Below are 24,441 nucleotides of genomic sequence, written 5' to 3' on the forward strand. Positions count from 1 at the left end.
AGACCTTCAGCGCGGCTGCACGCCGAGCAATTCCACATCGAACACCAGCGATGCGCCGGGCGGGATCACCCCGCCTGCGCCATTGTCGCCATAGCCGTACGCGGGCGGAATCATCAAGCTGCGCTTGCCGCCCACGCGCATGCCGGCCACGCCTTCGTCCCAGCCGCGGATCACCTGATGGCCGCCCAGCACGAACTGGAACGGCTCGGCGCGGTCGAGCGAGCTGTCGAACTTCTTGCCGTGCTTGTCGGCGGCTTTTTCGTCGTACAGCCAGCCGGTGTAGTGCACGGTGACCATCGCGCCCGCTGTGGCTTCGGCACCGGTGCCGACCTTGCGGTCGATTCGCTCGAACGTGGCGATGGTGCCGCCGGACGGCGGCAGGGCAGGCGCACAGCCCGCGAGCAGCAGGGCAGCACAAAGCGTCAACAGAAGGCGCATGGGGTGGTCCAGCAAAGAGAGTGCGCCATTATCGCACCTGGCTCCCGGTATCATCGCGCCCATGGCCAAGCTGCTGCTCAATCTGCGCAATGTTCCCGATGACGAAGCCGACGAGGTGCGGGCGCTGATGCGCGAGCATCTGGTGCAGATCTACGAAACCCGGCCCAGCAACTGGGGCATCTCCGCCGGCGGTATCTGGCTCAGCGACGATGCCGATTACCCGCGCGCCAAGGCGCTGATGGACGCGTATCAGGCCCGGCGTGGCGCCCTCGCGCGAGCGCAACACCGGGATGCGCTCGCTGCCGGCACGGCCGAAACCTTCGGCGCGCTGCTGCGCAAGCGGCCGCTGTTCGTGATCGCCACGTTGGTCGGCATGCTGGTTGTCGCCTCGCTGGTCCTGTTGCCGTTCCTGCTGTTGCGCGGCTGATCGCACCTGCGGCCGCATCGGCTTAAAATGGCCGCATGATCACCAATACCGCTGCCTACCAATTCGTCACCATCCAGGACCCGCAGTCGCTCGCCGACAGCGTCCTGGCACACGCCGGGCAGCAAGCCTTAAAAGGATCGGTGCTGGTGGCCGAAGAGGGGATCAACCTGTTTCTGGCCGGCGAAGCCGAGCAGATCGACGCCTTCTATGCGTGGCTGCAGGCCGATGCGCGCTTTGCGCAGATGCGCGTCAAGTACAGCCTGAGCGCGCTGCAGCCGTTCGCGCGGCTCAAGGTGAAGGTCAAGCCGGAGATCATCAGCTTTCGCCGCGACGATGCCTCGCCGCTGCAGAGCCGTGCGCCGGCGGTGACGCCTGCCACGCTGCGCGAATGGATACGGGCAGGGCACGACGATCGTGGCCGCCCGCTGGTGCTGCTGGACACGCGCAATGCCCAGGAAGTGGCGTACGGCACGTTCCAGGGCGCGTTGACGCTGCCGATCGACAAGTTCACCGACCTGCCGGCTGCGCTGGAAGCACATCGCGCGGCGTTGGCCGACGCCACCGTGGTGAGCTTCTGCACCGGAGGCATTCGTTGCGAGAAAGCTGCGCTATGGATGCAGGCCGACGGCATGGACAACGTGCTGCAGCTCGAGGGCGGCATCCTCGGCTATTTCGAAGAAGTCGGCGGCGAAGGCTACGACGGCCGCTGCTTCGTGTTCGACGAACGCGTTGCACTGGATGCGCAATTGCGGCCGTTGGTGGACGGCGCGCCCAGTACCGAAGCAGGAAAAATCTGACCGAGCGCGCGTGAATTGCCCGATGTTCGCGTATCTGGAGCGCTCGCATCATCCGGTCATGCCGCGATAGCGCATCCAATGCCTACCACGACACGTGGCAGCAGGGTGCTTTCGCGCTCTGACTCAGACGTAATACGTTGCATCGAGCTTGCCCTGAATTATTCACGGAGATAGGCTGCACCAGCCAGCCGCACAGCGAGGACAACAAGGATGACCATCAGAGTTTTTCTGATCGACGATCATGCACTCGTGCGTACCGGCATGAAGATGATCCTGTCCAAGGAAGTGGACATCGATGTGGTGGGAGAAGCGGAGAGCGGGGAGGCGGCCTTGCCGCAAATTCGTCAGCTCAAGCCCGAGATCGTGCTGTGCGATCTGCACCTGCCCGGTGTCAGCGGTCTGGAGATCACCGAGCGCATCGTCAAAGGCGATTACGGCACCCGCGTCATCATCGTGTCGGTGCTGGAAGATGGCCCATTGCCCAAGCGCCTGCTCGAAGCCGGTGCATCGGGGTATGTCGGCAAGGGCGGCGATGCGCAGGAACTGCTACGTGCAGTACGCGAAGTCGCACTGGGCCGGCGCTATCTCGGCAACACCATTGCGCAGAATCTGGCCCTGTCCAACCTGGAAGGGGGCAGCTCGCCCTTCGACGCGCTATCGCCGCGCGAGCTGGAGGTCGCGCTGTTGCTGACCCAGGGCCTGCGCCAGGAAGACATCGCCAAGCGCCTGAACCTCAGTGCCAAGACCATCAACACGCACAAGGCGCGACTGTTCGAGAAGGTCGGCATCCAGGACAACATTGCATTGGCGCGTCTGGCCAATCAGTACGGCCTGACCGATCCGGCGCGTACCTTGTAAGCCACGCCCTCGGGTTCGATCTTGCAGATGCAGCAGTCAGAACCTGGTCATCCAGTAGCGGCATGACACTGCCGCACACAAAAACAAGGCGGCCCGAAGGCCGCCTTGTTTGACACTACCCGCCTGTATTCACTCAGGCGGGTTCAACCGGCTGGGAAACGATCAGTGATCGCCACGCGGCTTGTTGATGTCGTCCTGCTGCTCCTGCGCGTCATCGCCACTGCGCGCTGCATCTGCCGGCTTCGTTGCCTCGGATACGACGACCGTCTGCTTCGGCTTGTCGGCAGTCTGCTCGTTGGCGTCTGCAGACAGCGCGGGCGCGACCGCTGCCGGCCGCTCGGGCGCCTTGTACGGCACCGGCGCTTCGGCCTGCGGCGGTGTCGCAGTCGTAGTCGCTGCTGTTGCGTCGGCCGGAGCGAATGCGTCAAGCAGCGTGGTCTGCACAGGGGCGTAGGGCTTGCGTGCCGGCGCAGCGTCGGCAGACGGCGAGGTCTGCGGCACCGTGGTGGTGGACGTCGCAGCAACATCGGCTGCCGGGCTTGCCGGCGCTGACGGCTCGGCATGCGGCGGCTTGGATGTCACGACGTCCGCCTGCGCGCTGGAAGGCGCAGCAGCGAGCGGCTTGGGCACACTGACAGCTGCCGGCGCTGCGTCGGTTTTCACCGTATCAGCTCGCGTTGCCGCCGCGGCGGCAACCGGTGCTGCCTGTTCCTGCCGAGCAATTGCAGGCGCTGCAATGTCGGCAGATGCCGACGGCACCGGCGTCGACTGCACAGCCGGCTCGGGCGAACGCACGGCCGAAGGAGCAGCACGCTCGACCGGCCGAGCTGCAGGAGCCGCGGCTGGCGTTGCGACCGGAGCCGAGGCGGCAACCGGTGTAGAGGCAGCGGATGGAGTCGCAGCGGCAACCGGCGCCTGAGCCGGCGAGGTGGCCGATTGCTGCGCAACATCCGGAGCCTGAGGCGCTTGCGAAGCCGTCGGCGCAGCGGCAGAAGCCTGCGCAGCCGCTGCCGATGCAGCTGGCGCCGTGGTGCTGGCCGATGCGGCGGTTGCAACTGGTGCCGAAGAAGCCGCCGGTGATGCATCGCCACGTGCCTGCTCGACTGCGGTGACTGCCGGAGTCGCAGCCTGCTGCTCGAACGACGGGGTGGCATTGGAAACCGGCGCCGTGGTCGACGCCGTGTCGGCCGCCAGCGGCGCTTCCGCCCGTTCCTTCGGCACCGGGCGCGGCTTCACTGCGGCCGGGGTGCTGGATTCCGGCTTGGCGCGTGCCGATACCGCCGGCGTGCTCGCGTCGTCGTCGAAGTCGAACTCCGGTTGACCGGCGCGCGGGGCAGCCGACGTGTGGGCTTGCGCACCGGCATCGTCGCTCTCGTTGTCGCCATCGAGATCGCTCTCGGCATCGCCGTCCAGATCGTCCGTCTCCAGACCATCGACGCCAGTCCCGCCTTCACCGTTTGCGCCAGCGCCGCGACGGCGACGACGGCCACCGCGACGACCGCGACGACGACGGCTGCCGCCTTCGCCATTTGCCGCATCATCGCCTGCGGCCTCCGGTGCCTGGCCCTCAGCATTTGCGTCGGTGCCGCGATCGGCCTGCGACTCGGTCACGATGACCTCGACCGGGTGCGCCGGAGTGACCGCAGCTGCCGCAGCCTGCGTTGCCGGTGCTGCGGTGTCGGCAATCGTCGCGACCACGGTTGCAGTCGTTGCGGTTGCAGCGGTGGACGTCAGCGTCTGCGCCGAGGCAGTGCCTTCGTCCTGACGCGCAGGGCGCTGCTGCCGCTCGGACGGCGCGCCGTCCTGCGGCTGGGCAGCTGCACGCGGCGGGCGCGGTGGCTGGTTCTGCGGCTTCTGCTTCTGCTGCTGGGCCTGCTGCGGCTGCTTGGCTTGTTGCTGTGCCTCGTTGCGCGGCGGCTTGGGCACCTGCACCTGCTGCGCCTGACCGCCGTTTTGCGCAGCCTGCCCATTGGCCGGCTGGCGACGCTCGTCACGACGCTCCTTGTTGGCGCCATTGCCGTTGCCGCCATTGCCGCGGTGCTGATTGCCGCCGTTGCCACCATTGCGGGCATCACGGCCGTCGCGACGCTGGCCGCCGCGATCGCTACGCTCGTTGCGGTTGCTGCGGCCGGCATCGTTCTGACGCGGACGCTGGGTCGACTCGGGCGCAGGCGCAACCGGCTCGACGCCACCGAAGATGCGCTTCAGCCAGCCGACCACGCCGGTCACCGGCGCGGGAAGCGGCAGTGGCGCGACCGGAGCCGGTGCAGGTGCTGCTGCGGCGACCGGGGCAGGGGCCTCTTCCCGCAGCGGAGCCGGCTGGCTGGGCTTGATCGAGGTCACTGCCGGCGCAGCGGGGATGTTCAACTGTGCCTTGGTCAGCGCATGCACCGGCAACTTGCGCGGGGTGCCGCGCTGGTAGCTCGGCTTGCCGCTGTCTTCGCCCAGCTCGTTCTCACGCAGACGCGTGACTTCGTAGTGCGGGGTGTGCAGCTGTTCGTCGGCGACGATGATGATCGGCGACTCGTGGCGCTGTTCGATCTCACGCAGCGCGCTGCGCTTTTCGTTGAGCAGATAGTTGGCGATCTCCACCGGGGCCTGGACCAGCACCTGTCCGGTGTTTTCCTTCATGGCGTGCTCTTCGGCCACGCGGATGATCGACAGCGACAGCGACTCGACGCTGCGCATGCGGCCATGGCCATCGCAACGCGGGCACACGATCTGGCTGGATTCGCCCAGGCTCGGACGCAGACGCTGGCGGCTCATTTCCATCAGGCCGAAGCGCGAGATGCGGCCCAGCTGCACGCGTGCGCGGTCGTACTTGAGCGCGTTCTGCAGTTTGTTTTCGACTTCGCGCTGGTGCTTGGTCGAGGCCATGTCGATGAAGTCGATCACCACCAGGCCGCCCAGGTCGCGCAGGCGCAGCTGGCGGGCCACTTCCTCGGCCGCTTCCAGATTGGTCTGGAAGGCGGTTTCTTCGATGTCGCTGCCCTTGGTGGCGCGCGAGGAGTTCACGTCCACGGCGGTCAGCGCTTCGGTCTGGTCGACCACGATCGAGCCGCCCGACGGCAGACGCACGTTGCGCTCGTAGGCGCCTTCGATCTGCGATTCGATCTGGAAGCGGTTAAACAACGGGATGTCGTCGGTGTAGTGCTTGAGCTTGCGCAGGCTCTGCGGCATCACCTGCTGCATGAACTCCTGGGCGTCGGCATACAGCTCCGGCGTGTCGACCAGGATTTCGCCGATGTCGGCGCGCAGGTAGTCGCGCAGGGCGCGGATGATCAGGCGCGATTCCTGGTAGATCAGGAACGCGGCCGGCTTGCTCAGCGCCGCCTCGGCGATCGCCTTCCAGGTCTGCAGCAGATAGTCCAGATCCCACTGCAGTTCTTCGGCGTCACGGCCGACACCGGCGGTGCGGATGATCACGCCCATGTCGTCGGGGATGTCGAGCTTGTCCAGCGCTTCCTTCAGCGCGGCACGGTCCTCGCCTTCGATCCGGCGCGAGACGCCACCGGCGCTGGGCGAATTGGGCATCAGCACCATGTAGCGGCCGGCCAGCGAGATGAACGTGGTCAGGGCGGCGCCCTTGTTGCCACGTTCTTCCTTGTCGACCTGCACCACGATTTCCTGACCCTCGCGCAGTAGCTCGCGGATGGTCGACTTGTTGTGGTCGACGCCAGCCTGGAAATAATCGCGGGAGATTTCCTTCAGCGGCAGGAAGCCATGGCGCTCGGCGCCATAGTCCACGAACGCCGCCTCCAGGGAGGGCTCGAGCCGGGTGATACGGCCCTTGTAGATGTTGGACTTCTTTTGTTCCTTGGACGGCTGTTCGATGTCGATGTCGTACAGGGTCTGGCCGTCCACAATCGCCACGCGCAGCTCTTCGGCCTGCGTTGCGTTGATCAGCATTCGCTTCATTGTTGCGTTCCTCTCGCGCTCTACCGCGCGGAACGCCGTGACGTTTCGCCTCTGGAACAGCTTGTCGGCCCTTCGCGCAACGCGCGGACAGGCCTGACCAGGGTTTCCAGCGCTACAACACCACGGCAGGCCGCGGGAGCGCTTGTCTTAAGTTTTATAGGTGTTTCAGGGCCGGCAGCCGCGTCCGGACGGACCGGGGCAGCGCACGGGACATGTTCAGCGCGACGGTTGGAAACCGCCGGCGATGGCCGGGTAGGCCGGTGAGCCGCTAACATGGCCGCCCCGGGGGCGGTGGTCGCGCACTGTGCCGGAATCATCGGAAGGCAGGCTTCTGGCCAATCAACTTCCAACGAAATCAAACCCTTATCTCGCTCGCCGAGTGTAACAGAATAAAGAGCCGGATGACCGACCACCAGCCCCCCAAGCCGCCCACCGACCGTGTGGGTGTGCGCATTCTCAAAGTTCCGGAAGACCGTGCTGGGCAGCGGCTGGACAATTTCCTGCTCGGTCAGCTCAAGGGCGCGCCGCGCAGCCTGATCTACAAGCTGGTGCGCAGCGGCCAGGTGCGGGTGAATGGCGGGCGGGCCAAGGCCGAGCGCAAGCTCGAGGGCGGCGAGGAAGTGCGGATTCCGCCGGTGCGCGTTGCCGAAGAGGGCGACAAGGCGGCGCCACCGTCGTCGTTCCTGGCGCGGCTGGAAGCGGCAATCGTGTTCGAAGACGCGCGCCTGCTGGCGCTCAACAAACCGTCCGGAGTCGCCAGCCATGGCGGCAGCGGGATCAGCTTCGGCGCCATCGAAACCCTGCGCGCCCTGCGACCGAACCAGACCCTGGAACTGGTGCACCGGCTCGACCGCGATACCTCCGGCCTGCTGATCGTGGCGAAGAAACGTTCGGCGCTGACCGAACTGCAGGCCTTGATACGGGAGGACGACCGTGTCGACGGTCGCGGCATCACCAAGCGCTATCTGACCCTGCTGGTCGGCCGCATGCCGGACGGCGTAATGACGGTCGATGCGCCGCTGCATATCGGGCTGCGCCAGGGCGGCGAGCGGCATGTGCAGGTCAATGCGATCGGCAAGCCCTCGCTGAGCCACTTCAAGCTGCTGGAGCGACGCGGCGGGCACTCCTATTGCGAAGTCCGCATCGAAACCGGCCGCACCCACCAGATCCGCGTGCACGCCCAGCACCTGGGGCACCCGGTGGCTGGCGACGACAAGTATGGCGAAGCGGAGGTCAACAAGCGCCTGCGCGACCAGCTCGGCCTGAAGCGCCTGTTCCTCCACGCCGCTTCGCTGGAATTCACGCTGGATGCCGGCAAGACGCCCTATGTGCTGAGCGCACTGCTGGCGCCGGAGCTGGCCGAGGCATTGGACCGGCTGGGGCGCTAAGGCCGCCGTTGCGCTGCGGCGACGCTTCCATTCCGATTGAAGCCGCCAGGACGTTGCCGGCGTACCCGGGCGGTGCTGGCGTCGTCGTGTCGGCGGCCGCGGCTCGGCCGGGCGCTACGGCGTGGCGAAGCGGAACAACACCAGGCTGATCGCCAGCGTGCCCATGCCGGCCACCAGGCCATAGACCGTCTCGTGGCCCTGCGCGTAGCGCTTGGCCGCCGGCAACAACTCGTCCAGCGCCAGGAACACCATCACCCCGGAAATCAGGCCGAAGACCGTGCCGAACACCGCTTCGGACAGCACGCTGGACAAGGCCAGGTAGCCGATGCCGGCGCCGATCGGCTCGGCCAGTCCACTGAGCAGGCTGGCGCCGAAGGCATAGAACTTGTTGCGCGTGGCGAAGTACACCGGCACCGCAATGGCGATGCCCTCGGGAATGTTGTGGATGGCGATGGCGAACGCGAGCGGCATGCCGACTGCGGGGCTTTCCAGTGTGGCGAAGAAGGTCGCCAGGCCCTCGGGGAAGTTGTGCGCGGTGATGGCGATGGCAGTCATCAGGCCGACCCGGCGGATATAGGCACGGTTGTCGTCGCGGAACAGCGGATCGTCGCTGGACAGGCTCTGGTGCGGGTTGGGCACCAGGCGGTCGATCACCATGATCAACAGCATGCCGGCCAGAAACGCCAGTGTGCCGAAGGTGAAGCCGAGCTTGTCGTTGTAGGCGATGGAAAACGAGGCGATCGACTTGTTGAGAATCTCCGACAGCGACACGTACACCATCGCGCCGCCCGCGAATGCCAGCCCGAACGCCAGCAGGCGCGGGTTGGGCTTCTTGGAGAACACGACCATCAGACTGCCGAGTCCGGTCGCCAGGCCAGCGGCCAGCGTGACCGCAAATGCGGTCCAGACATTGTGGGATGACACTTCGAGCATGTGACGCACGACCTCGTGGAATAGAGCCTACCCGGCAGGGGGCGTGGCGACTGCTGCTGCGCACTCTTTGCATCACCACACTGCGGCTGCAGGATGGCCATGCCTGGATGACGAACGCGTGGTGTCTAACGCGACAACCACGGCAAGTGCACGCTGCCACCACGCAAGCGCACTGGTACCCGGAGTTGATGCGGGCTGTTCGTCGCGCCCAGCGCTGCGCGCCGGCGAGTTGCCGCGGCCGCTCTTCGCGCAATGCGTCGAAGGCGGCTTAGAGCGGCTTAAAAACTACCGCGACGCCGTCAGTCGGGCGCGACCGGTGCTCGGAATCGGCGTGTACCACTCGTGCATTCCGGCGCCTGTGCGCTGTCCGCACCCGGCTGACGACCGCTCGCTACGTTTTGTTAGCCGCTCTTATCCGCCCCGACGCGCACGCTCTTCGATGGCAAAGCATTCGTCCGGCCGCGGCACCGGTGGCTTGAACGCGACCGGCACCTGGATCGTCTGCGGCACTGCCTGGCCATTGCGCGTGGCGGCTCGGAATTTCCACTCGCGCACGCGTTTTTGCGCTGCTTCGTCCAGCACCGGCTGACCGCTGCTTTGCGATACCGAGACCTCGGTCGGGGTGCCTTCGACACCGACCACGACCCGAAGCACGGAGGTGCCGCCGATGCCGGCACAGGCCAGCTGCGGGGAGTATTCCGGCGGGGGGGTCTTCAAGGCGGCCAGTTCGGTCGGTGCCACCGCCGGTGCGGCAGGCTGCTGCGACGACTTGCCACACCCGCTGATGCCGACGGCAATGAACAGGCCGGCGAGGGCAGCGCGAGACAGGGTCATGGGGTGGCTCCTTGATCGTAAAGCTGGGCGGCCTTGGCCGCACAGATGAAGTCGTTTTCGCTCAATCCGCCGACATCGTGGGTGGAATAGCGCACCACCACGCGGTCATAATGCACGCCCAGGTCGGGGTGGTGGTCTTCGCGGTGGGCGATCCACGCCAGCGCGTTGACGAAGGCCAGCGTGCGGTAATAGTCGGCAAAGCGGAATGTGCGGGTGATCGCGGTGCCCACTTCGGCCAGCTCCCAGCCCGGTACCTGCGGCAGCAATTCAGCCAGGCGTGCGTCGCCGAGCTTGTGGTCACTGCCCTTGCGCGGCAAGCAATGGGCGTGCTCCAGGGGAATCAGATCGGTCATGACGGTCTCGCAGGGGTGGCGGACGGCGCGTTCACTCAGGATCACGGTGTTCCATGAGCGCAGGCGCATTGAGCGGTAGAATAACCCGCATGATCCAGATATCCGACAAAGCCCAAAGCTATTTCCGCAAGCTCATCGAACGCGAAGGCGTGCCTGGCATGGGCGTGCGCCTGAGCGCGGTGGACGCGGGCACCCCGCGTGCCGACGCCCGGCTCGAGTTTGCCGAACCGGCGGACCTGAGCGGCGACGAATGGGCGATCGACTGCGACGGCTTCACCTTGTATATCGTCGCCGCCAGCGTGCCCTGGGTGGATGGCGCCGAGATCGACTACGTCACCCAGTCCACCGGCAACCAGCAGCTCACCATCAAGGCGCCCAAGATCAAGGGCGAAGCGCCGGCCGATTCCGCATCGATGGTGGAGCGCGTGCGCTGGGTGGTGGAGAACGAGATCAACCCGCAACTGGCATCGCATGGAGGCCGTGTGGCAGTGCAGGAGGTCTCGGCAGAGGGGGTCGTGCTGCTGCGCTTCGGTGGCGGTTGCCATGGCTGCGGCATGGCCGATGTGACCTTGAAGCAGGGCATCGAGAAGACCCTGATGGGGCGCGTGCCCGGCGTGATTGCGGTGCGCGACGCGACCGACCACGCCACCGGCGACGCGCCGTATATCCCGCGCGACAGCGCGGCCTGATTCCGCGCCACCGGTGACCACGGCCGCCGATCTGCTGCAGGCACTGCGCGCGCGCATGCCGGGCAAGCTCATCCTGGATCGGCGTACCGGTCTACCTTACGGCTGGGCAACCTGGATGAGCAGCCGCATCGGGCCGGCGGCTGCGTTCGACGATGACCAGGTGATGGGGGTGCTGCTGGCACGGCCAGCGCCGCCTGCAGGTGCTGGCATGGCGTTGCTGTTGTCGCCGTTCCAGGCATTTCGCAGCCTGTGGTGGCAGCACTGGGAGCCGCGGCCGAAAGACCAGCGACCGCAACACTGGCTGGCGCTGCTCGGCAGCCTGTTGATCCACCTTGGCTTCATCGCACTGCTGATCTGGGTCGTCACGGTGCGCTGGGCGCCGGATGACACCAAGACCGGCGACGAATCGCGGGTGCGCATGACCTTCATCGGCGACGGTGCGGCAGAGCAGGGCGGTGGGCAAGGGCAGCCCGCTGACGCTGCGCAGGCCGCCTCGGGCGATGCGGCTTCGGCGCCGCCGTCCGGTGCATCCGCTGCGACCGGCAGGCCAAACGTATCGAGCGCCGCGCCGTCGGAGCCTGCGCCTGTCGAGTCCGTCGATCCTCCTTCAAATGCTCCCCAGGCCCAGGACATTGCACCGGAACCGGTGGCTGCCGCTGCCAGCGAACCGGTGGCCCCAGAGGTGCCACGCGTGACCGTACAGGTGCCGCCGGTCACGATCGAATCGCCGCTGCAGGTCACCGAAACACCGGTGGCCACGAACGACTTCGTCGTACCGCCACCGCCGACGATTACGGCGGCTCCGCGTCCGGTCGAGCCGTTGGCGCCGCAGATCGAGGTGCGCCAGCGCGATATCCAGACCGTGACCGAGCAGCCGCAACTGCGCGAATTGCAGCGTCCCGCAGCGACCGTCGCGATGCGCACTGCCAACGCACCGACGGTGCGCGAGCGGGAGATCGTCGTGCTGGACCGGCCCCAGGTCGTTGCGCCATCGGTGCGCAGCCGCCAGATCACACCGACGGTGCGCATGCCTGACGTGGCCATTCGAACGGCCGAGTTGCCAAGCGTGCCGGACCCGACGCCCCAACCGGCACCGGCCGGGCCAGCCCAGCAGACGCCGACGACTCCAGCGCCGACGTCGGTAGCTGCGGCAACGCAACCATCGGCGGCGTCCACGCAGCCCAATCAGGCACAGGCGAATTTGGCGCGATCGGCGCAACCCAGCAGCACCACGGCGGCAGCCGCAACCAAGCCGGCGACCAGTAATGCCGGCCCGGCGCCAGCAGACCGCAGGGGCGGCTGGGATGTTGCGTCCAATGCAGACGACTGGAGCAAATCCGACCGTCATCGCGCCGGTGAAACCACAGGCGCCGATGGAGCGCGCAACGGCATGTTCAACGCAGACGGCAGCGTTCACGTCGCCGCCGGAGCCGGCGATGCCGGCAACGGCGCCGGCGACCGCGGACCGCCGGGCAGCGAAACGGACACCTGGACCCGCGACCAGATCGCCCAGGGCGGCACCTGGCTCAAGCGTCCGCCGTACGGCTACACGCCGACCTCGCTGGACAAGTACTGGATGCCGAACCAGTCGCTGCTGCAGGAATGGGTACGGCGCGGCCTGAAGAAGATCGAGATCCCGATCCCGGGCACAACCACCAAGATAAGCTGCGTGGTGTCGCTGCTGCAGTTCGGCGGCGGCTGCGGCCTGAGCGACCCAAACCTCAACGATCAGCCGGCAACAGCCAGACCGCCACCGGATGTGCCGTTCAAGGGGGAGCTGCAGGAAGACGATGGGGCTCTGAGGTAGTTGGCTGCCAATCTGCTTCTGACATAATATACATTATGCGAAAAAGTGGTACTTCCCTTAGTGTTGCATGGAGGACCGCTTTTAGCTCCTTTTGACCGCAACAGTAAGCAGGATTAATGGTACAAATCAGGTTGCTTGGCTTGTTGGGATCTGCCTATGCTCTGCCTGCTCACAGATCCTCTGGTTCCAAGCTCGCTACGCGGTGCCTTGCTTATTGATGATGTTCAAAGGTTGCCACGGTACTGGGCTGGCGTTTGGGCTTTGATGGCCAACCACGACCTCGCCGCATCCAGCCAGATCAAGAAACTTCGGTACATCGAGAATCTGTACGGTCATGCGGACCGTCTGTTTGGCAGCCATGCGCTAGATGACGCGTTGGGCAGCCTGAACGATGCCGTGCTCGCCGACATCCTGGAGTCCTGGTTCATATCGATCCGAAATCAACCCTCCGTGGGCCCAGCGGACGAGTCGCGCTGGCGAGCTGGGCTTGAATTCGTCGTGTCGATCGTTACTTGGTTGTCCAAGACAACGCTCTCGACCGACCGCCTCCGACAGATCGAGGCCCGATTGCATCGCTTGTCCCATCTTTACAGGCAACTGCACATCCGTCAAAGCAGGCACACGAATCAGGTCCGATCGCTGCCGGCGAGCGTAGTCCAGGCGTTATACGAAGTCCTGGACCCATCATCTGCCAGCAATCCCTTTCCACGCAGGCATACCCGGTGGCTCGCCTTCGTGGCCTTCCTGTTGATGCTCCACCAAGGCCTTCGACGCGGCGAGTTACTGCTCCTTACCGCGGACGTGATCAAAAACGCCTTTGATGAAAGACAGCAGCGATCCCGTTGCTGGTTGAACGTGCAAGAAAGCCAATATTCCGACGACGATGATGATCCGAGGTACTCCAGGCCCAGCATCAAGTCGGCGAGTTCGGTCCGTCAACTGCCGGTGAGTGACGCGATCGCTGGGCTGATCCAAACCTACGTCGAAAACTATCGAGGAAAGCCAAGTCACGCCTTCCTGCTGAACACACAGCAAAACAGCCCGTTGTCGACAGAATCAGTGACAAAGATGTTCGCAAAAGTATCCGCCTGCCTGCCACCGTCGATCCGCCAAGAATTGAAGGACCGCAGCGGAAAACAGTCCGTCACACCCCATGACCTCCGCCACACGTGCGCGGTGGTGCGGCTGAATCAATTGCTCCAGCAAGGGGACTCGATGGACGAAGCCCTGCAGAAGTTGCGCGCCTTCTTCGGTTGGTCCCGAGAGTCACAGATGCCAGTTCGCTACGCCCGGGCAGTGTTTGAAGATCGCCTCTCGTCAGTCTGGAACGACGCGCTAGATGAGAGAGTTGCGGTTCTAAGAGCAATCCCGTCCTAGGCCACGCTTGGAGCGCAACATGGCTAGAAGTGAAAATGTTCAATGGCAGTTGGAAGCTGGGGCTCACGAAATATTTGCTCAACTACCGTTGTTGCCTCCGGTGATTCGGTACTACGACGATTTCGACGAAAAGCAACGATCAATTCGAGATCCAACCACTGCCAAATGTTTTGCGGTCCATATCGATGGCCGCGTTGTCAAAGTTGGTTTTGATCATTTGCCCGAGCAACTCGCCCTGTTGATAAAACACGTCTTCTTGTACCTCCTGGGTGAAGGACTGGCTCCATCGTCGGCAAGCAAGTACGCCCTTGGCAGCAAGGCAATCGGCGAGGCAGGAATCGTCAATTTGTTGGGGGTGGCACCAACAGAAATAGGATCGTTCTGGGCGGCATTTTCTGCACGCGGCCTGCCGGCGGAAGCGTACGCGTGCGCGAAATCGATCCTTCGACTGCTATGCAAATATCGACTCAACCAATGGGCTGACTCCTATCACGACGTCATATCCGCCCTACCCCTCCCCTTCAAAGACAAATACGCCGTCGTTCGGTCCGGCGAGGCCTTTATTTCGGCGGGCGATGAAGCTGCGGTAGTTCGGTTTTTGGATGAAGCGGCGATCCAGGCCGAAAAGTCGTTGCTGGCTCTCGAAGATGTGCAAGACGCTGCAATGTTGCTTTGTGCGTACCAGTTCGCAATGCGACCGGTTCAGATTGCAATGCTCACGTTTAATGACGTAAAAGTTCGTCGAGAAGGCGTCGACATGCTTGCGTCCGTCCACATCACATTCCGCATGGCAAAGCAGCGTAGTTCCAGTGCCACCAAGCCGCTGCTTAGGCGAGTGAAGCGCGAGTGGACCCCTCTCTTCGTCGAGATAGATCGGCGCTTTCAGGCTGATGGTGATGATGCGGGCGCTAGGGTGTTCGGCGCCACATCCGCTAATGAAGCAAGTCGTCGTATCAGCTCTCTACTTCGCGATCTGCTCGAGCTCGGCGCGACTGCCGTCAATCTGCGGCACACAGCCGCTCAACGCCTCGTTGACGCCGGCGCAAGCCAAGAGGAACTGGCCGAGTTCCTTGGGCACTCTGATGTGACGACTGCGCTCGTGTACTACGAAACATCAGCCAACCAGGCTGAGCGGGTGAACAAGGCACTGGGAATCTCCGAGATCTATCAGCGCGTGGCTCGGATCGCCCACGATCGGTTTATCGGTCCAGAAGAGCTCGCTCAGTTGAAGGAGTCTCAGCAGATCGGCGGAGCGCCACATGGTGTTCCCATCACGGGGATCGGTGGATGCACTTCCGGACAGGCTGCGTGCCCCTACAACCCGATCTTGTCCTGTTATGGCTGTCGAAAGTTCATGCCGATTTACGACGTTCAGATGCACTCGAGAGTTCTAGCCGACTTTCGGGGTGTGGCGCGGTTCTTCCATGACTCATCCCGTGGCGACGCGGTTTCGCCGGCCTATCTACAGCTTGAACGGACGATCGCAGAGGTTCAGGCAGTGGTGGTTGAGCTCGAAGGTGCGCCGTCTTGAATCCCCACTTCTCCGCTTTCATCAAGCTCGGAATGGAGCTGGCCGCGACGCATGGGGTTCCTTGGGAAATTCCTCTGGACCAGAGCGGCACGGCGATCAAAGGGTATGACTGGGACCTCACTGCGTTAGCAGGAGGCGTCGCACCCAAGCATCGCTTGCGCCACTTCAGTTCGGAACGTTCGGCACTTGAGGCGCTCAACGCAGCCCACTCTTCTAACGGGCTGCCGGTTCTGCCTGCTCGCACTTTTTCGCCCGCATGGCAAGACCTCATCAAAGCTGCCGTCATGGAGCAGCTATTTGTTCGCCGCAATTCGTTCGGTCACATCGCCAACAACGTGGTACGTCCCTTGCGCGTGATCGCTACATGCGCGGGAGGCACCGAGCCGTGGGGTGTCACTGTTGACGAGATGGCTCTCGCGGTTCGTACCGGCAACAGCATCCAGGCATCCGGCAAGCTTGGCGACTTGATCGCGGGACTGACCAAGGTGTTGTTTGATACCAACCACTTGGCCGATGTGGGACCGCTCTACCCTGCCCTCGCCGCCGCCCGTCTCCAGCCCAGAGCCACTCGGCGGTCCAAATTTCTCAATTCTCAAGCGGAGATTCGGCACAACCTGGAAGAACGCAAACGCGCTGAGCGCCTACCCGAACGTCGCGCGTTCTGGGAGTTGGTTCGGATCGTCATGACCGAGCAGCCCCAGACCTTCGTGGACGAACTGCGCTTTGCAGCCATTCGGATCATGATCTTGACGGGCTTCCGAATTGGAGAGGCCACGCTCCTTCCCGCTGAGTGGCGAACGGACCGGCACTACTACGACTCGAAGCAGCGGCCTGCCGGGGAGCTAGGTGGGTATTCCCAATCGCTCATGATCCGACACTTCGCCGAAAAGCAGCAGGCAAAGAATGCTGATAGCAAGGTGCTCATCGCCAGGACTCATTACGTTCCCCAGATGTTCGAGGAGATCGTGAGCGAGACCTTGACCCGTGCTGCGGCAATCACCAACCCGCTACGAAACACGCTGAGGAAGCAGACTGAAACAGGGCGGGTTTTGCCAGACTTCGCGCTCAGTGAGCTGGTGCCGACCACGAAAATCTACACCCGCCTCTCCGGAAACGCCTTCTGGTTAGACCTGGCCGAGGACAAAAAGCGGTATTGGATGCATAAGTGCCGTCAGAACTATTCTGCTGATTGCTTCGACGAGCTCCACAAGGTTCAAGAGAGCTTGAACGCTAGTTTTCAAGGTGAAATGAGTGCGACCGCTCGCATGTACTTTCGCCGGATGGCGCGATTTGAGGCCAAAGATGGTGGCGCATTGGTGCTGAGAGACGTTGAAGGCAGGGCAGTCTCACCCAACGGAAGGCGCGACATGAGCAAGGTCTTCGTGAGAATCGGAGATCTTGAAAATTACCTTCGTGTCGCGGCAGGCTCAAAGTTGCCGGACACCGAGCTTTTCAGTCTGACCGATCGCAGCTTTGCTTCCTGGGAATTTCTTTTCTTGCATCCGAAACGATCCTTGGCTGAGGAGCGAAACAATGGAGTCTGCGATGTCACCCGATACGTCTCCGTTGGTCGGCCTGATACAAGCTTGGTCAATCTTTCCCTTGGCGAGCAGAAGTCCCGTGACACGTTGTTCAAACGGTATGGGCAATCTGACGACGACAAGGACCTGGTACTCACCTCCCACACCCTGCGTCACCTACAGAACACCGAGCTTTTCCGTCTCGGCGTGGCCGACACCATCATCTCCAAACGCTTCAATCGCCGCAGCATGGCCCAAAGCTACGAGTACGATCATCGCAGCCTGGCGGAAGAGCTGGATCAACTCGAACTGCCTGCAGACGTGGAAATGGCGCTCGGCGAGAAAGCCAGCACTGTCGCGAAGATGATCCAATCCGGGAAAGCCAGCGGTCCAATCGTGGATGCGTTCAAGAAGATCCAGAGCACCGAGGGTGACACCGCCGCGTTCGAGTTCCTGAAGGTTGAAGCGGACGGTTTTCACGCGACTCCCTACGGGCATTTCCTGAACAGCTTCACTGTCGATCCGTGTCCAAAGCATCTTGAGTGCTTTTCCGGCTGCCGCCACCTTTCGGCAACTAACTTGCCGGAGAACCGCCGTCACCTGCAGACGCTCGAACTCAAGCTTGCCGCGGCTGTCGGGACCGCTGAGGCCAAACCATCAAAGAGCATCGGTCGCACGAACCAGATTCAGCATGCCAGGGTTCGGCTTGACGGCGTGCGTACGCTCTTGGCGGCCAAGCAAGGCGAAAAGCCATTTCCCGATGGTCCCGACCTCTCCCTTCCTCGCCGCACCGGAGTCATGGATGGATAACGACAGCTTGAAAGAAACCGGATCCGATTCTGATCCAGAAATGCGCCGAGTGCTGGAAAACCTGCTCTCGCGCGACGAGGACATTACCGCTCGGGCCGTTGCGCGATTACATCCGCGAATCAATGCGGCATCTTCGATCACCCGGAGCGTCGAACGCAGCCACATGCTTGCGCAGTATCAGGAGCGGCAAGCCGAGTTCCGTCGTTGGCGTGGCAGGCCGGGCAAGCTCTCCGGTGTCGCTGCGGCCAGTGCCCTGGCAGATCGCGACGTGCGCATCGCCGAGCTCGAATCGCAGGTCGCCCTGCTAACGGCGTCCCACGTCGCGATGATCCGTGCCGTCGGCGAACTGGGCGGTTTCAGCAAGTGGTCGCAATTCTATGAGTCCTACCAAGCTTCGAGAAACAAGTTGGCGCAACTTGGTGCCCTTCCCAGCGCGGACCTAACTCCTTTGCGTGTCCCGAGCAGGACCAATGGAAAGCCTGAAGCCTGACTATGCCAGCGTGAGAAAAATTTGGCGCCCGGTCGCGAGAGATCTATGCGACGCCGGATGACCACTACAAGCCGGCAAGCTCGAGAACTTCTGAGACCTTGACCTTTAGCCCATCGGCGAGGCGTGCCAAGGTCCCTATGGTGATGTTCTTCTCGCCTCTTTCGATGGAGCTGTAGTACGCCCGGTGCATCGAAATTGAGTCCGCGAACCCCTCTTGGCTAAGGCCAGCCGAACTCCTGAGGCTACGCAGGGCGGCGCCCAATCGAGCGGCAAACTTGTCGTCAGTCATCTGACAAGGATTTGGCCTTGCTACTTCTGTAGCTACCACCTCATAGGTAGACTACATATATGTATCAGTCGATTGCCAGCCCATGCCGCTTCTACTGCTCGATTCTGAACTTGACGTCCTTATCCAATTTGAAGCTCCGGATCATGTGCTTGCTGCACTTCACGAGCAGTGGGCTCGACTCTTGCACGAGCCAGAGCGCGAGATCTTCGTGGCACAAGTCACCCGACGATTGCTTCCTGTTCTTCTTGACTGTCTAGACTGGGATCTCAAGACGCCAACTCCGGCCCAAATCTCCTTTGCAACTTCAGTTGCCAAACAGCTCGGGATTGATCTACCGGCGGACGTGCTTCAACGTAGAAGTGCGATGGGAGAATTCCTCGACAGCTATGGACCTATCCGGCGTCGCGCGAGATATACACAGGGGCAACGCGCATGACAAATGAGCCACCAAATTCCGATGGCCAGTCGAAGGTCGACGATCAGCGGCTAAGCGCAGATGTACTCCCTTTCAGGCTGAAGGGTGAAGTCAGCGACTACGACGCTAGGGACATAAAGGCGCTTGAAGGGCTCGAGAAGATGCGCAAGCGTTCTGATGTGACTTGGCTTGGAGAGAGCGCAGTACCTATCGCAGTGCTACACGAGCTCTCTCATATCCTAGACAATCACCCGGAGCTTCGAGCAATGAGGATCCTCGACCACAATGGCCACGAAATGACCCTGTGGACCGGAGATCTTCCGAATGGATATGGCTAGTTCTTTTTTCGATTAAGCATCATCGAATAGTAGGAAGTGCATGCGATTATTCCTGGATTGCGAATGGGCAGATGTGCTTGAGGCGGAACTGGTTAGCATCGCCTTGGTCGGCGAAGACGGGTCGAGCTTCTTTTATGCCGAGTGCGAGCAGCTTCCTGCACCTGCGCCCTTATTCGTGCAGCAGACTGTCTACCCGCTCCTGGAGCGTGGCGTAGCTGCAATGAGTGCCCTAGCCCTAACCCGGGCGCTTCGCAATTTCGTTGGTGCCGCATCAAACCCAATCGTTGTCGCAGACTATCCGCTGGACTTCGAGTTATTTCGTAGTGCACTGGATGGCACTGGCCTACTGGCCAGCGAGAGAATGGATCTAGGCCCTGCGCCAGATTTTGAAATGCAACTGGCTACCGGCTATTCATTGCAAGCGGCTATAGAAGCCAGGTTTTCTACCGATCCAATGGTCGCGGCTCATAGGCACCACGCGCTGGTTGATGCACGAGTGCTTCGGGATGCGTGGCTTAGTTTGAGAACAAACAGCTGAGAACCCAGGGCTTTTGGAGCCCCTTTTCTCGCGCAGGTTCATCGGCTGGTCCGTCAGGCCGCCGCTTCATCGCGAACTGGTTGTTGGGGCTGTGATGTGTCTGACTACATAGAGGGGTTCTACAATTGCACACGCAGCCACAGCATCCTTGGTGGCGTCAGTGCGAAGTTCGAGGCGAGTTAGCGACGCCGTCGATCAGGTATCCATTAAAGAGCTTAGAGCGGCTAACAAAACGTAGCGAGCAGTCGTCAGGTGGGTGCGGACGGCGCGGAGGAACCGGAGTGTACGTGGGTACATGCCGATTCCGAGCACCGGCCGCGCCCGCCTGGCGGCTGCGCAGCAGTTTTGATAGCTGCTCTTAGAACCCTGCACGCTGGCGCACCATCTCTCTGCGGGCCGCAACGGCCAGCGATCTGCGACGCAGCCCCGAACCGGCATTTGACTTGCGGCCATTGTACGGTATTATTCCGTACAAGGAGAGCCACCATGACCACTGCCGCCGCCCGTCTCGATCTACGCCTTAACCCCACGGACAAGGCGCGTATTACCCGCGCCGCCGATCTGCGAGGCGTGCCGCTGTCCGCTTTCGTGCGTGATGCGGTACTGCGCGAAGCTGAGAACGTCATGGCGGCGGAACTGACCGTCACCCTGTCATCGGAAGAGTCCCGACGTTTCCTCAAGGCGCTGGATGCTCCTTTCCAGGCCAACGCCAAGCTGAAGAAAGCCCTCGCCCGCGTCGCGCAGGTCTAACAGGCCTAATACGTGCTCGTTGTCGAGCAACTCAAACCCAAGCGGCATGATCGCGAGGGGTTTGCGTGTGGCGAGCCCACGCTGGATGCCTACCTGCAGCAGCAGGCCGCCCAGCACCATCGCGCCGGCATCAGCACTACGCACGTCCTAGTGGATGACACAAAACCGGCCTGCATCCTCGGCTACTACAGCCTGTCCGCTGCCCAACTCCTGCTGACCGACTTGCAGGAGGCGGATCGCAAGCACCTGCCCAACTACCCGGTGCCGGCGATCCGGATGGGGCGGCTGGCTGTCTCAGCCAGTGAGCAGGGTAAGGGGCACGGTGACTACCTGCTTGCGCATGCCGTGGCGCGCTGCCTGGGGCTGCGCGAGCAACTTGGGGTGCGCGTGCTGCTTGTGGATGCACTGCATGAGAAGGCCGCCCGTTTCTATCGCGCCTATGGCTTCCGGGAAGGCGCGGCGAATTCGCATACGTTGTATTTGTCGTTGGGGAAGATGATCGCGCCGTGATCGTGTCGACGGGACCAACGCCATTTAAGTGATTGCTCTAGGGGAAGCTATGCCGCGCATTTTCGACAATATTGAAAAACCACTACTACCCGCATTGCAGGAAACGCTGAAAGTCGCCGAGCGCGCTGACTTTTGTGTAGGCTACTTCAACTTGCGTGGTTGGCGTCATCTGGCCGCCCATGTGGACCGATGGGCCGGCGGCGACGGGCAGTGCTGCCGCCTTCTGGTTGGCATGCATGTCTCCCCAAGCGATGAACTGCGCCAGGCGCTTCGCACGCGAGAAGGCGAGGAACTACTCGACAACCAAACAGCGCTTCGTGAGAAGCGTCGGATCGCTGAAGAGTTTCGCGAGCAACTGACGTTCGGGGCACCAACCAACAATGATGAAGCCGCGCTTCAGCAGCTCTCCGCACAAATCCGTGCAGGGAAGCTGGTTGTAAAGGTCTATCTGCGTCACCCACTCCACGCGAAGCTCTATCTATTGCACCGGCAGGACGCTAACAATCCTGTAACAGGTTTCCTCGGGAGCTCGAACCTTACGGCGGCCGGCCTGGCCAAGCAGGGAGAGCTAAACGTGGACGTGCTGGAGCATGACGCGTGCAACAAGCTGGTCGCCTGGTTCGAGGATCGCTGGAGTGATCGCTGGTGTCTCGATATTTCCAAAGAACTTGCCGACATCATCGATGAGAGTTGGGCAGGGGAACGTTTGGTTCCGCCTTACCAAGTCTATCTCAAGATGGCATACCACTTGGCGCAGGAAGCGCGGGCTGGCCTTTCCGAGTTCCGCATTCCTTCTGTTTTCGGCGATACGTTGTTCGACTTCCAAGTGGCGGCAGTCAAGATTGCCGCTCATCACTTGAACAAACGCGGTGGCGTCCTGATTGGCGATGTCGTCGGCCTTGGAAAGTCGATGATGGCCACCGCGCTGGCCAAGGTTTTTGAGGACGACTACCACACTGAAACGCTGATCATCTGCCCCAAGAATCTGGTGTCGATGTGGGAAGACTACGCACATCGATATAGCTTGCATGCAAAGGTGCTGCCACTATCCAGGGTCATCACCGAGTTGCCGGAGAAGACGCGGCGTTATCGATTGGTTCTGATCGACGAATCACATAACTTGCGCAACAAGGAAGGCCGGCGCTGGAAGGTCATCCGCGAATATATCGAGCGAAACGAGAGCCTGACCGTTCTTCTTTCGGCAACACCGTACAACAAGACCTACCTTGATCTTTCGGCGCAGTTGGCGCTGTTCCTCAACGAAGATGCCGACATCGGTATCCGGCCGGAAAAGCTGCTGGCTGAACTAGGTGGAGAGCACGAATTCATCCGTCGCCATCAATGTGGCGTGCGCTCTCTAGCAGCATTCGAAAAGAGTGATATCCCGGATGACTGGCGCGACCTTATGCGCCTTTATATGGTGCGCCGTACCCGCGGCTTCATCATGCAGCACTACGCCCAGGAAGACGTACGCGGAAAATACCTCCTGTTCTCGGATGGGCGGAAATCCTATTTCCCCAAACGACTGCCAAAAAACCTCTCCTTCAAGATTGACGATGCCAATCCCGGCGATCCTTATGCGCGCTTCTACAGCGAACCGGTCGTCAATGCGATCAATGAACTGATCCTGCCGCGCTATGGGTTGGGTAATTACATCGCACCAAGGCCGAAATCGCCGCCCACACAGAATCAAGCACAGGTCATCGAGGGCTTGTCGCGTGCCGGTACTCGCTTGATGGGTTTCTGTCGCACTAATCTGTTCAAGCGACTTGAAAGTGCCGGCCCGGCATTCATTCTGTCCATCGAACGGCACATCCTGCGAAATTTCATTGTTTTGCATGCCATCGAAAATGGACTCGATATTCCGTTGGGAACGCAAGGTGCGGAACTGCTCGACACTCGGCACTACGACGAAGACAGAGATAGCCTGCTGACTGACGACAACGGCGATGAGGACACGTCAGATATCGCCGCCACCAACGGGTTGCGCATGGAAGCAGATTACCGCGCACGTGCTGCAAAGGCGTACGAGGCTTATAGCGGCCCACTCAAGAGTCGGTTCAAATGGTTGCCAGGCTCACTTTTCATAAAGGCATTGGCCAACGATCTGCAAGCCGATGCGCAGTCGTTGCTGGAATTGCTGGCCATATGCGGGGGTTGGAAGGCAGATGCAGACAGCAAGCTGGCCTCCCTGATCGAACTCATCAACCAAAAGCACCCGAAAGACAAACTTCTCGTATTCACCCAGTTCGCTGACACTGCCCGCTATCTCAAAGCACAGCTTGTCGCACGCGGCATTCAACAGATAGAAGAGGCCACCGGCCAGAGCGCCGACCCCACATCGCTTGCCTGGCGTTTTTCGCCAGAATCGAATGACAAGCGCAATCAAGTCAGCAAGGCCGATGAGCTGCGCGTGCTCATCGCCACCGACGTGCTTTCCGAGGGGCAGAACCTTCAGGATGCCCACATCATCGTCAACTACGACTTGCCTTGGGCCATTATCCGCTTGATACAGCGCGCTGGCCGTGTGGACCGTATTGGCCAGCAGTCCGACTCCATCCTGTGCTACTCCTTCGTGCCTGCTGACGGCGTGGAGCGCCTGATCAATCTCCGCGCGAGGGTCAGGCAACGCCTGATCCAGAATGCCGAGGTTGTTGGTTCGGATGAAACTTTCTTCGACGATGAAACCGATGAAGAGCTGATTCGCGATCTCTATACCGAAAAGAACGGCATCCTCGATGACGATGGCGACAGCGAGGTCGATTTGGCTTCGTATGCTTATCAAATCTGGAAGAACGCCACGGATGCCGATCCGTCGCTCGCCGCCAAGATTGAAGCGATGGCCAATGTAGTCTATGCGACCAAAGCGCACATAACCTCCCCAGCCTCACCGAAAGGCGCTTTGGTTTATATGCGTACGGCGCAGGGCAACGACGCGCTTGCTTGGATGGATGAAGCCGGCGAGGCAGTTACCCAATCCCAGCTCACCATCCTGAAAGCTGCCGCGTGCAATGCCGAGACCCAGGCTCTGCCACGCACCGAGCACCACCACACCCTCACGCAACAAGGGTTAGCGCACATCGTCCAGGAAGAAACATCCTCTGGCGGTGCGCTCGGTCGCCCTTCCGGCGCTCGTTTCAAGGCCTTCGAACGCATCAAACGCTTCCGCGAACGCCACGGCAACACGCGTGATCTATTCGTTACCGAGGACTACGTGCGTCGCATAGACCGAGTGATGGAAGAAATCTACCGCTATCCACTCTATCAATCCGCTACCGATAGCATCAATCGACAAATAAAAGCAGGAATCGGGGATCACCAGTTGATCGACCTGATCTTCTCACTGCGAGAAGATGGGCGGCTGTGTGTCATTGACGATCAAGACCAGCAGCGCGAGCCAAAACTCATCTGCTCTATGGGGTTGGCTTGAA

At 61.9% G+C, this 24,441-nt stretch carries 20 protein-coding genes and 2 other RNA genes; 15 read left to right on the plus strand and 7 right to left on the minus strand.

The window, feature by feature from the left end:
- Window positions 1–6: 6 nt before the first annotated feature.
- The gene (locus XarjCFBP7645_RS09770; protein ID WP_104537332.1) at window positions 7–438 is read right to left on the minus strand and encodes an FKBP-type peptidyl-prolyl cis-trans isomerase; all 432 of its coding nucleotides are present in this window, start codon (window positions 436–438) and stop codon (window positions 7–9) included.
- A gap of 61 nt (window positions 439–499) precedes the next feature.
- On the opposite strand from XarjCFBP7645_RS09770, the gene XarjCFBP7645_RS09775 reads away from it, so the two are divergent.
- From XarjCFBP7645_RS09775 to XarjCFBP7645_RS09785, 3 genes are all read left to right on the plus strand, one after another.
- Window positions 500–865, plus strand: coding sequence for a DUF6164 family protein (locus XarjCFBP7645_RS09775; RefSeq protein WP_104537333.1), 366 nt, complete (start codon window positions 500–502; stop codon window positions 863–865).
- A gap of 35 nt (window positions 866–900) precedes the next feature.
- Entirely contained in the window at window positions 901–1,662 is a 762-nt protein-coding gene (locus XarjCFBP7645_RS09780; protein WP_104537334.1) for a sulfurtransferase, read from the plus strand.
- 210 nt (window positions 1,663–1,872) lie between these two features.
- Window positions 1,873–2,520 carry a response regulator gene (locus XarjCFBP7645_RS09785; protein WP_016904564.1) on the plus strand — a complete coding sequence of 216 codons (648 nt, stop codon included), beginning with the start codon at window positions 1,873–1,875 and terminating at the stop codon, window positions 2,518–2,520.
- Between the two features lie 162 nt (window positions 2,521–2,682).
- On the opposite strand, the gene XarjCFBP7645_RS09790 is transcribed toward XarjCFBP7645_RS09785, so the two are convergent.
- A complete protein-coding gene (locus tag XarjCFBP7645_RS09790) occupies window positions 2,683–6,429 on the minus strand; it encodes a ribonuclease E/G (protein WP_104537335.1) in 3,747 nt (1,248 codons plus the stop codon).
- Window positions 6,430–6,839: 410 nt separating this feature from the next.
- Between XarjCFBP7645_RS09790 and XarjCFBP7645_RS09795 the strand changes: the two genes are divergently transcribed.
- Window positions 6,840–7,826, plus strand: coding sequence for an RluA family pseudouridine synthase (locus XarjCFBP7645_RS09795; protein ID WP_104537336.1), 987 nt, complete (start codon window positions 6,840–6,842; stop codon window positions 7,824–7,826).
- Between the two features lie 114 nt (window positions 7,827–7,940).
- Here the strand turns inward: XarjCFBP7645_RS09795 and zupT are convergent, their stop codons facing one another.
- Complete coding sequence (gene zupT / locus XarjCFBP7645_RS09800) at window positions 7,941–8,759, minus strand: zinc transporter ZupT (protein WP_104537337.1); 819 nt, start codon at window positions 8,757–8,759, stop codon at window positions 7,941–7,943.
- Window positions 8,760–9,090: 331 nt separating this feature from the next.
- Here zupT and XarjCFBP7645_RS09805 point away from each other — a divergent pair.
- Window positions 9,091–9,166: non-coding RNA, sX9 sRNA (locus tag XarjCFBP7645_RS09805), on the plus strand.
- Between the two features lie 4 nt (window positions 9,167–9,170).
- On the opposite strand, the gene XarjCFBP7645_RS09810 is transcribed toward XarjCFBP7645_RS09805, so the two are convergent.
- Entirely contained in the window at window positions 9,171–9,593 is a 423-nt protein-coding gene (locus XarjCFBP7645_RS09810) for an energy transducer TonB (protein WP_104537338.1), read from the minus strand.
- The gene (locus XarjCFBP7645_RS09815; RefSeq protein WP_104537888.1) at window positions 9,590–9,946 is read right to left on the minus strand and encodes a 4a-hydroxytetrahydrobiopterin dehydratase; all 357 of its coding nucleotides are present in this window, start codon (window positions 9,944–9,946) and stop codon (window positions 9,590–9,592) included. Before XarjCFBP7645_RS09815 ends, XarjCFBP7645_RS09810 begins: the two co-directional genes overlap by 4 nt.
- 89 nt (window positions 9,947–10,035) lie before the next feature.
- On the opposite strand from XarjCFBP7645_RS09815, the gene XarjCFBP7645_RS09820 reads away from it, so the two are divergent.
- The 6 genes from XarjCFBP7645_RS09820 (at window position 10,036) to XarjCFBP7645_RS09845 (ending at window position 18,170) form a co-directional block, all read left to right on the plus strand.
- Complete coding sequence (locus XarjCFBP7645_RS09820; protein WP_104537339.1) at window positions 10,036–10,635, plus strand: NfuA family Fe-S biogenesis protein; 600 nt, start codon at window positions 10,036–10,038, stop codon at window positions 10,633–10,635.
- Window positions 10,636–10,648: 13 nt separating this feature from the next.
- Window positions 10,649–12,442: a transmembrane repetitive protein gene (locus XarjCFBP7645_RS09825; protein WP_104537340.1), complete on the plus strand. Its 1,794-nt coding sequence runs from the start codon at window positions 10,649–10,651 to the stop codon at window positions 12,440–12,442.
- Window positions 12,443–12,598: 156 nt separating this feature from the next.
- Window positions 12,599–13,819, plus strand: a complete 1,221-nt coding sequence (locus XarjCFBP7645_RS09830; protein WP_033837295.1) for a site-specific integrase — start codon at window positions 12,599–12,601, stop codon at window positions 13,817–13,819.
- A 19-nt stretch (window positions 13,820–13,838) separates the two neighbouring features.
- Entirely contained in the window at window positions 13,839–15,350 is a 1,512-nt protein-coding gene (locus XarjCFBP7645_RS09835) for a site-specific integrase (RefSeq protein ID WP_258079535.1), read from the plus strand.
- Complete coding sequence (locus XarjCFBP7645_RS09840; protein ID WP_258079536.1) at window positions 15,347–17,680, plus strand: hypothetical protein; 2,334 nt, start codon at window positions 15,347–15,349, stop codon at window positions 17,678–17,680. The genes XarjCFBP7645_RS09835 and XarjCFBP7645_RS09840 overlap by 4 nt, the downstream gene beginning before the upstream one ends.
- Window positions 17,673–18,170, plus strand: coding sequence for a hypothetical protein (locus XarjCFBP7645_RS09845; protein WP_104537342.1), 498 nt, complete (start codon window positions 17,673–17,675; stop codon window positions 18,168–18,170). The genes XarjCFBP7645_RS09840 and XarjCFBP7645_RS09845 overlap by 8 nt, the downstream gene beginning before the upstream one ends.
- A 64-nt stretch (window positions 18,171–18,234) precedes the next feature.
- Here XarjCFBP7645_RS09845 and XarjCFBP7645_RS09850 read toward each other — a convergent pair whose 3' ends face one another.
- Complete coding sequence (locus XarjCFBP7645_RS09850; protein WP_104537343.1) at window positions 18,235–18,459, minus strand: helix-turn-helix domain-containing protein; 225 nt, start codon at window positions 18,457–18,459, stop codon at window positions 18,235–18,237.
- A 793-nt stretch (window positions 18,460–19,252) separates the two neighbouring features.
- Here XarjCFBP7645_RS09850 and XarjCFBP7645_RS09855 point away from each other — a divergent pair.
- Entirely contained in the window at window positions 19,253–19,750 is a 498-nt protein-coding gene (locus XarjCFBP7645_RS09855) for a 3'-5' exoribonuclease (protein WP_104537344.1), read from the plus strand.
- Between the two features lie 222 nt (window positions 19,751–19,972).
- Here the strand turns inward: XarjCFBP7645_RS09855 and XarjCFBP7645_RS09860 are convergent.
- Window positions 19,973–20,047: non-coding RNA, sX9 sRNA (locus XarjCFBP7645_RS09860), on the minus strand.
- Window positions 20,048–20,236: 189 nt separating this feature from the next.
- Between XarjCFBP7645_RS09860 and XarjCFBP7645_RS09865 the strand changes: the two genes are divergently transcribed.
- The 3 genes from XarjCFBP7645_RS09865 to XarjCFBP7645_RS09875 are packed head-to-tail and all read left to right on the plus strand — an operon-like array spanning window position 20,237 to window position 24,440.
- Window positions 20,237–20,500 (plus strand): DUF1778 domain-containing protein, encoded by a 264-nt coding sequence (locus tag XarjCFBP7645_RS09865; RefSeq protein ID WP_042825944.1) that lies wholly within the window; start codon window positions 20,237–20,239, stop codon window positions 20,498–20,500.
- Between the two features lie 12 nt (window positions 20,501–20,512).
- Window positions 20,513–21,010 carry a GNAT family N-acetyltransferase gene (locus XarjCFBP7645_RS09870; protein ID WP_104537345.1) on the plus strand — a complete coding sequence of 166 codons (498 nt, stop codon included), beginning with the start codon at window positions 20,513–20,515 and terminating at the stop codon, window positions 21,008–21,010.
- 49 nt (window positions 21,011–21,059) lie between these two features.
- On the plus strand, window positions 21,060–24,440 hold the full coding sequence (locus XarjCFBP7645_RS09875) for a helicase-related protein (RefSeq protein WP_104537346.1): 3,381 nt from the start codon (window positions 21,060–21,062) through the stop codon (window positions 24,438–24,440).
- The last annotated feature ends 1 nt before the right edge of the window (window position 24,441 follow it).

It is taken from the genome of Xanthomonas arboricola (genome assembly GCF_002940665.1).
GTDB lineage: Bacteria > Pseudomonadota > Gammaproteobacteria > Xanthomonadales > Xanthomonadaceae > Xanthomonas > Xanthomonas arboricola_B.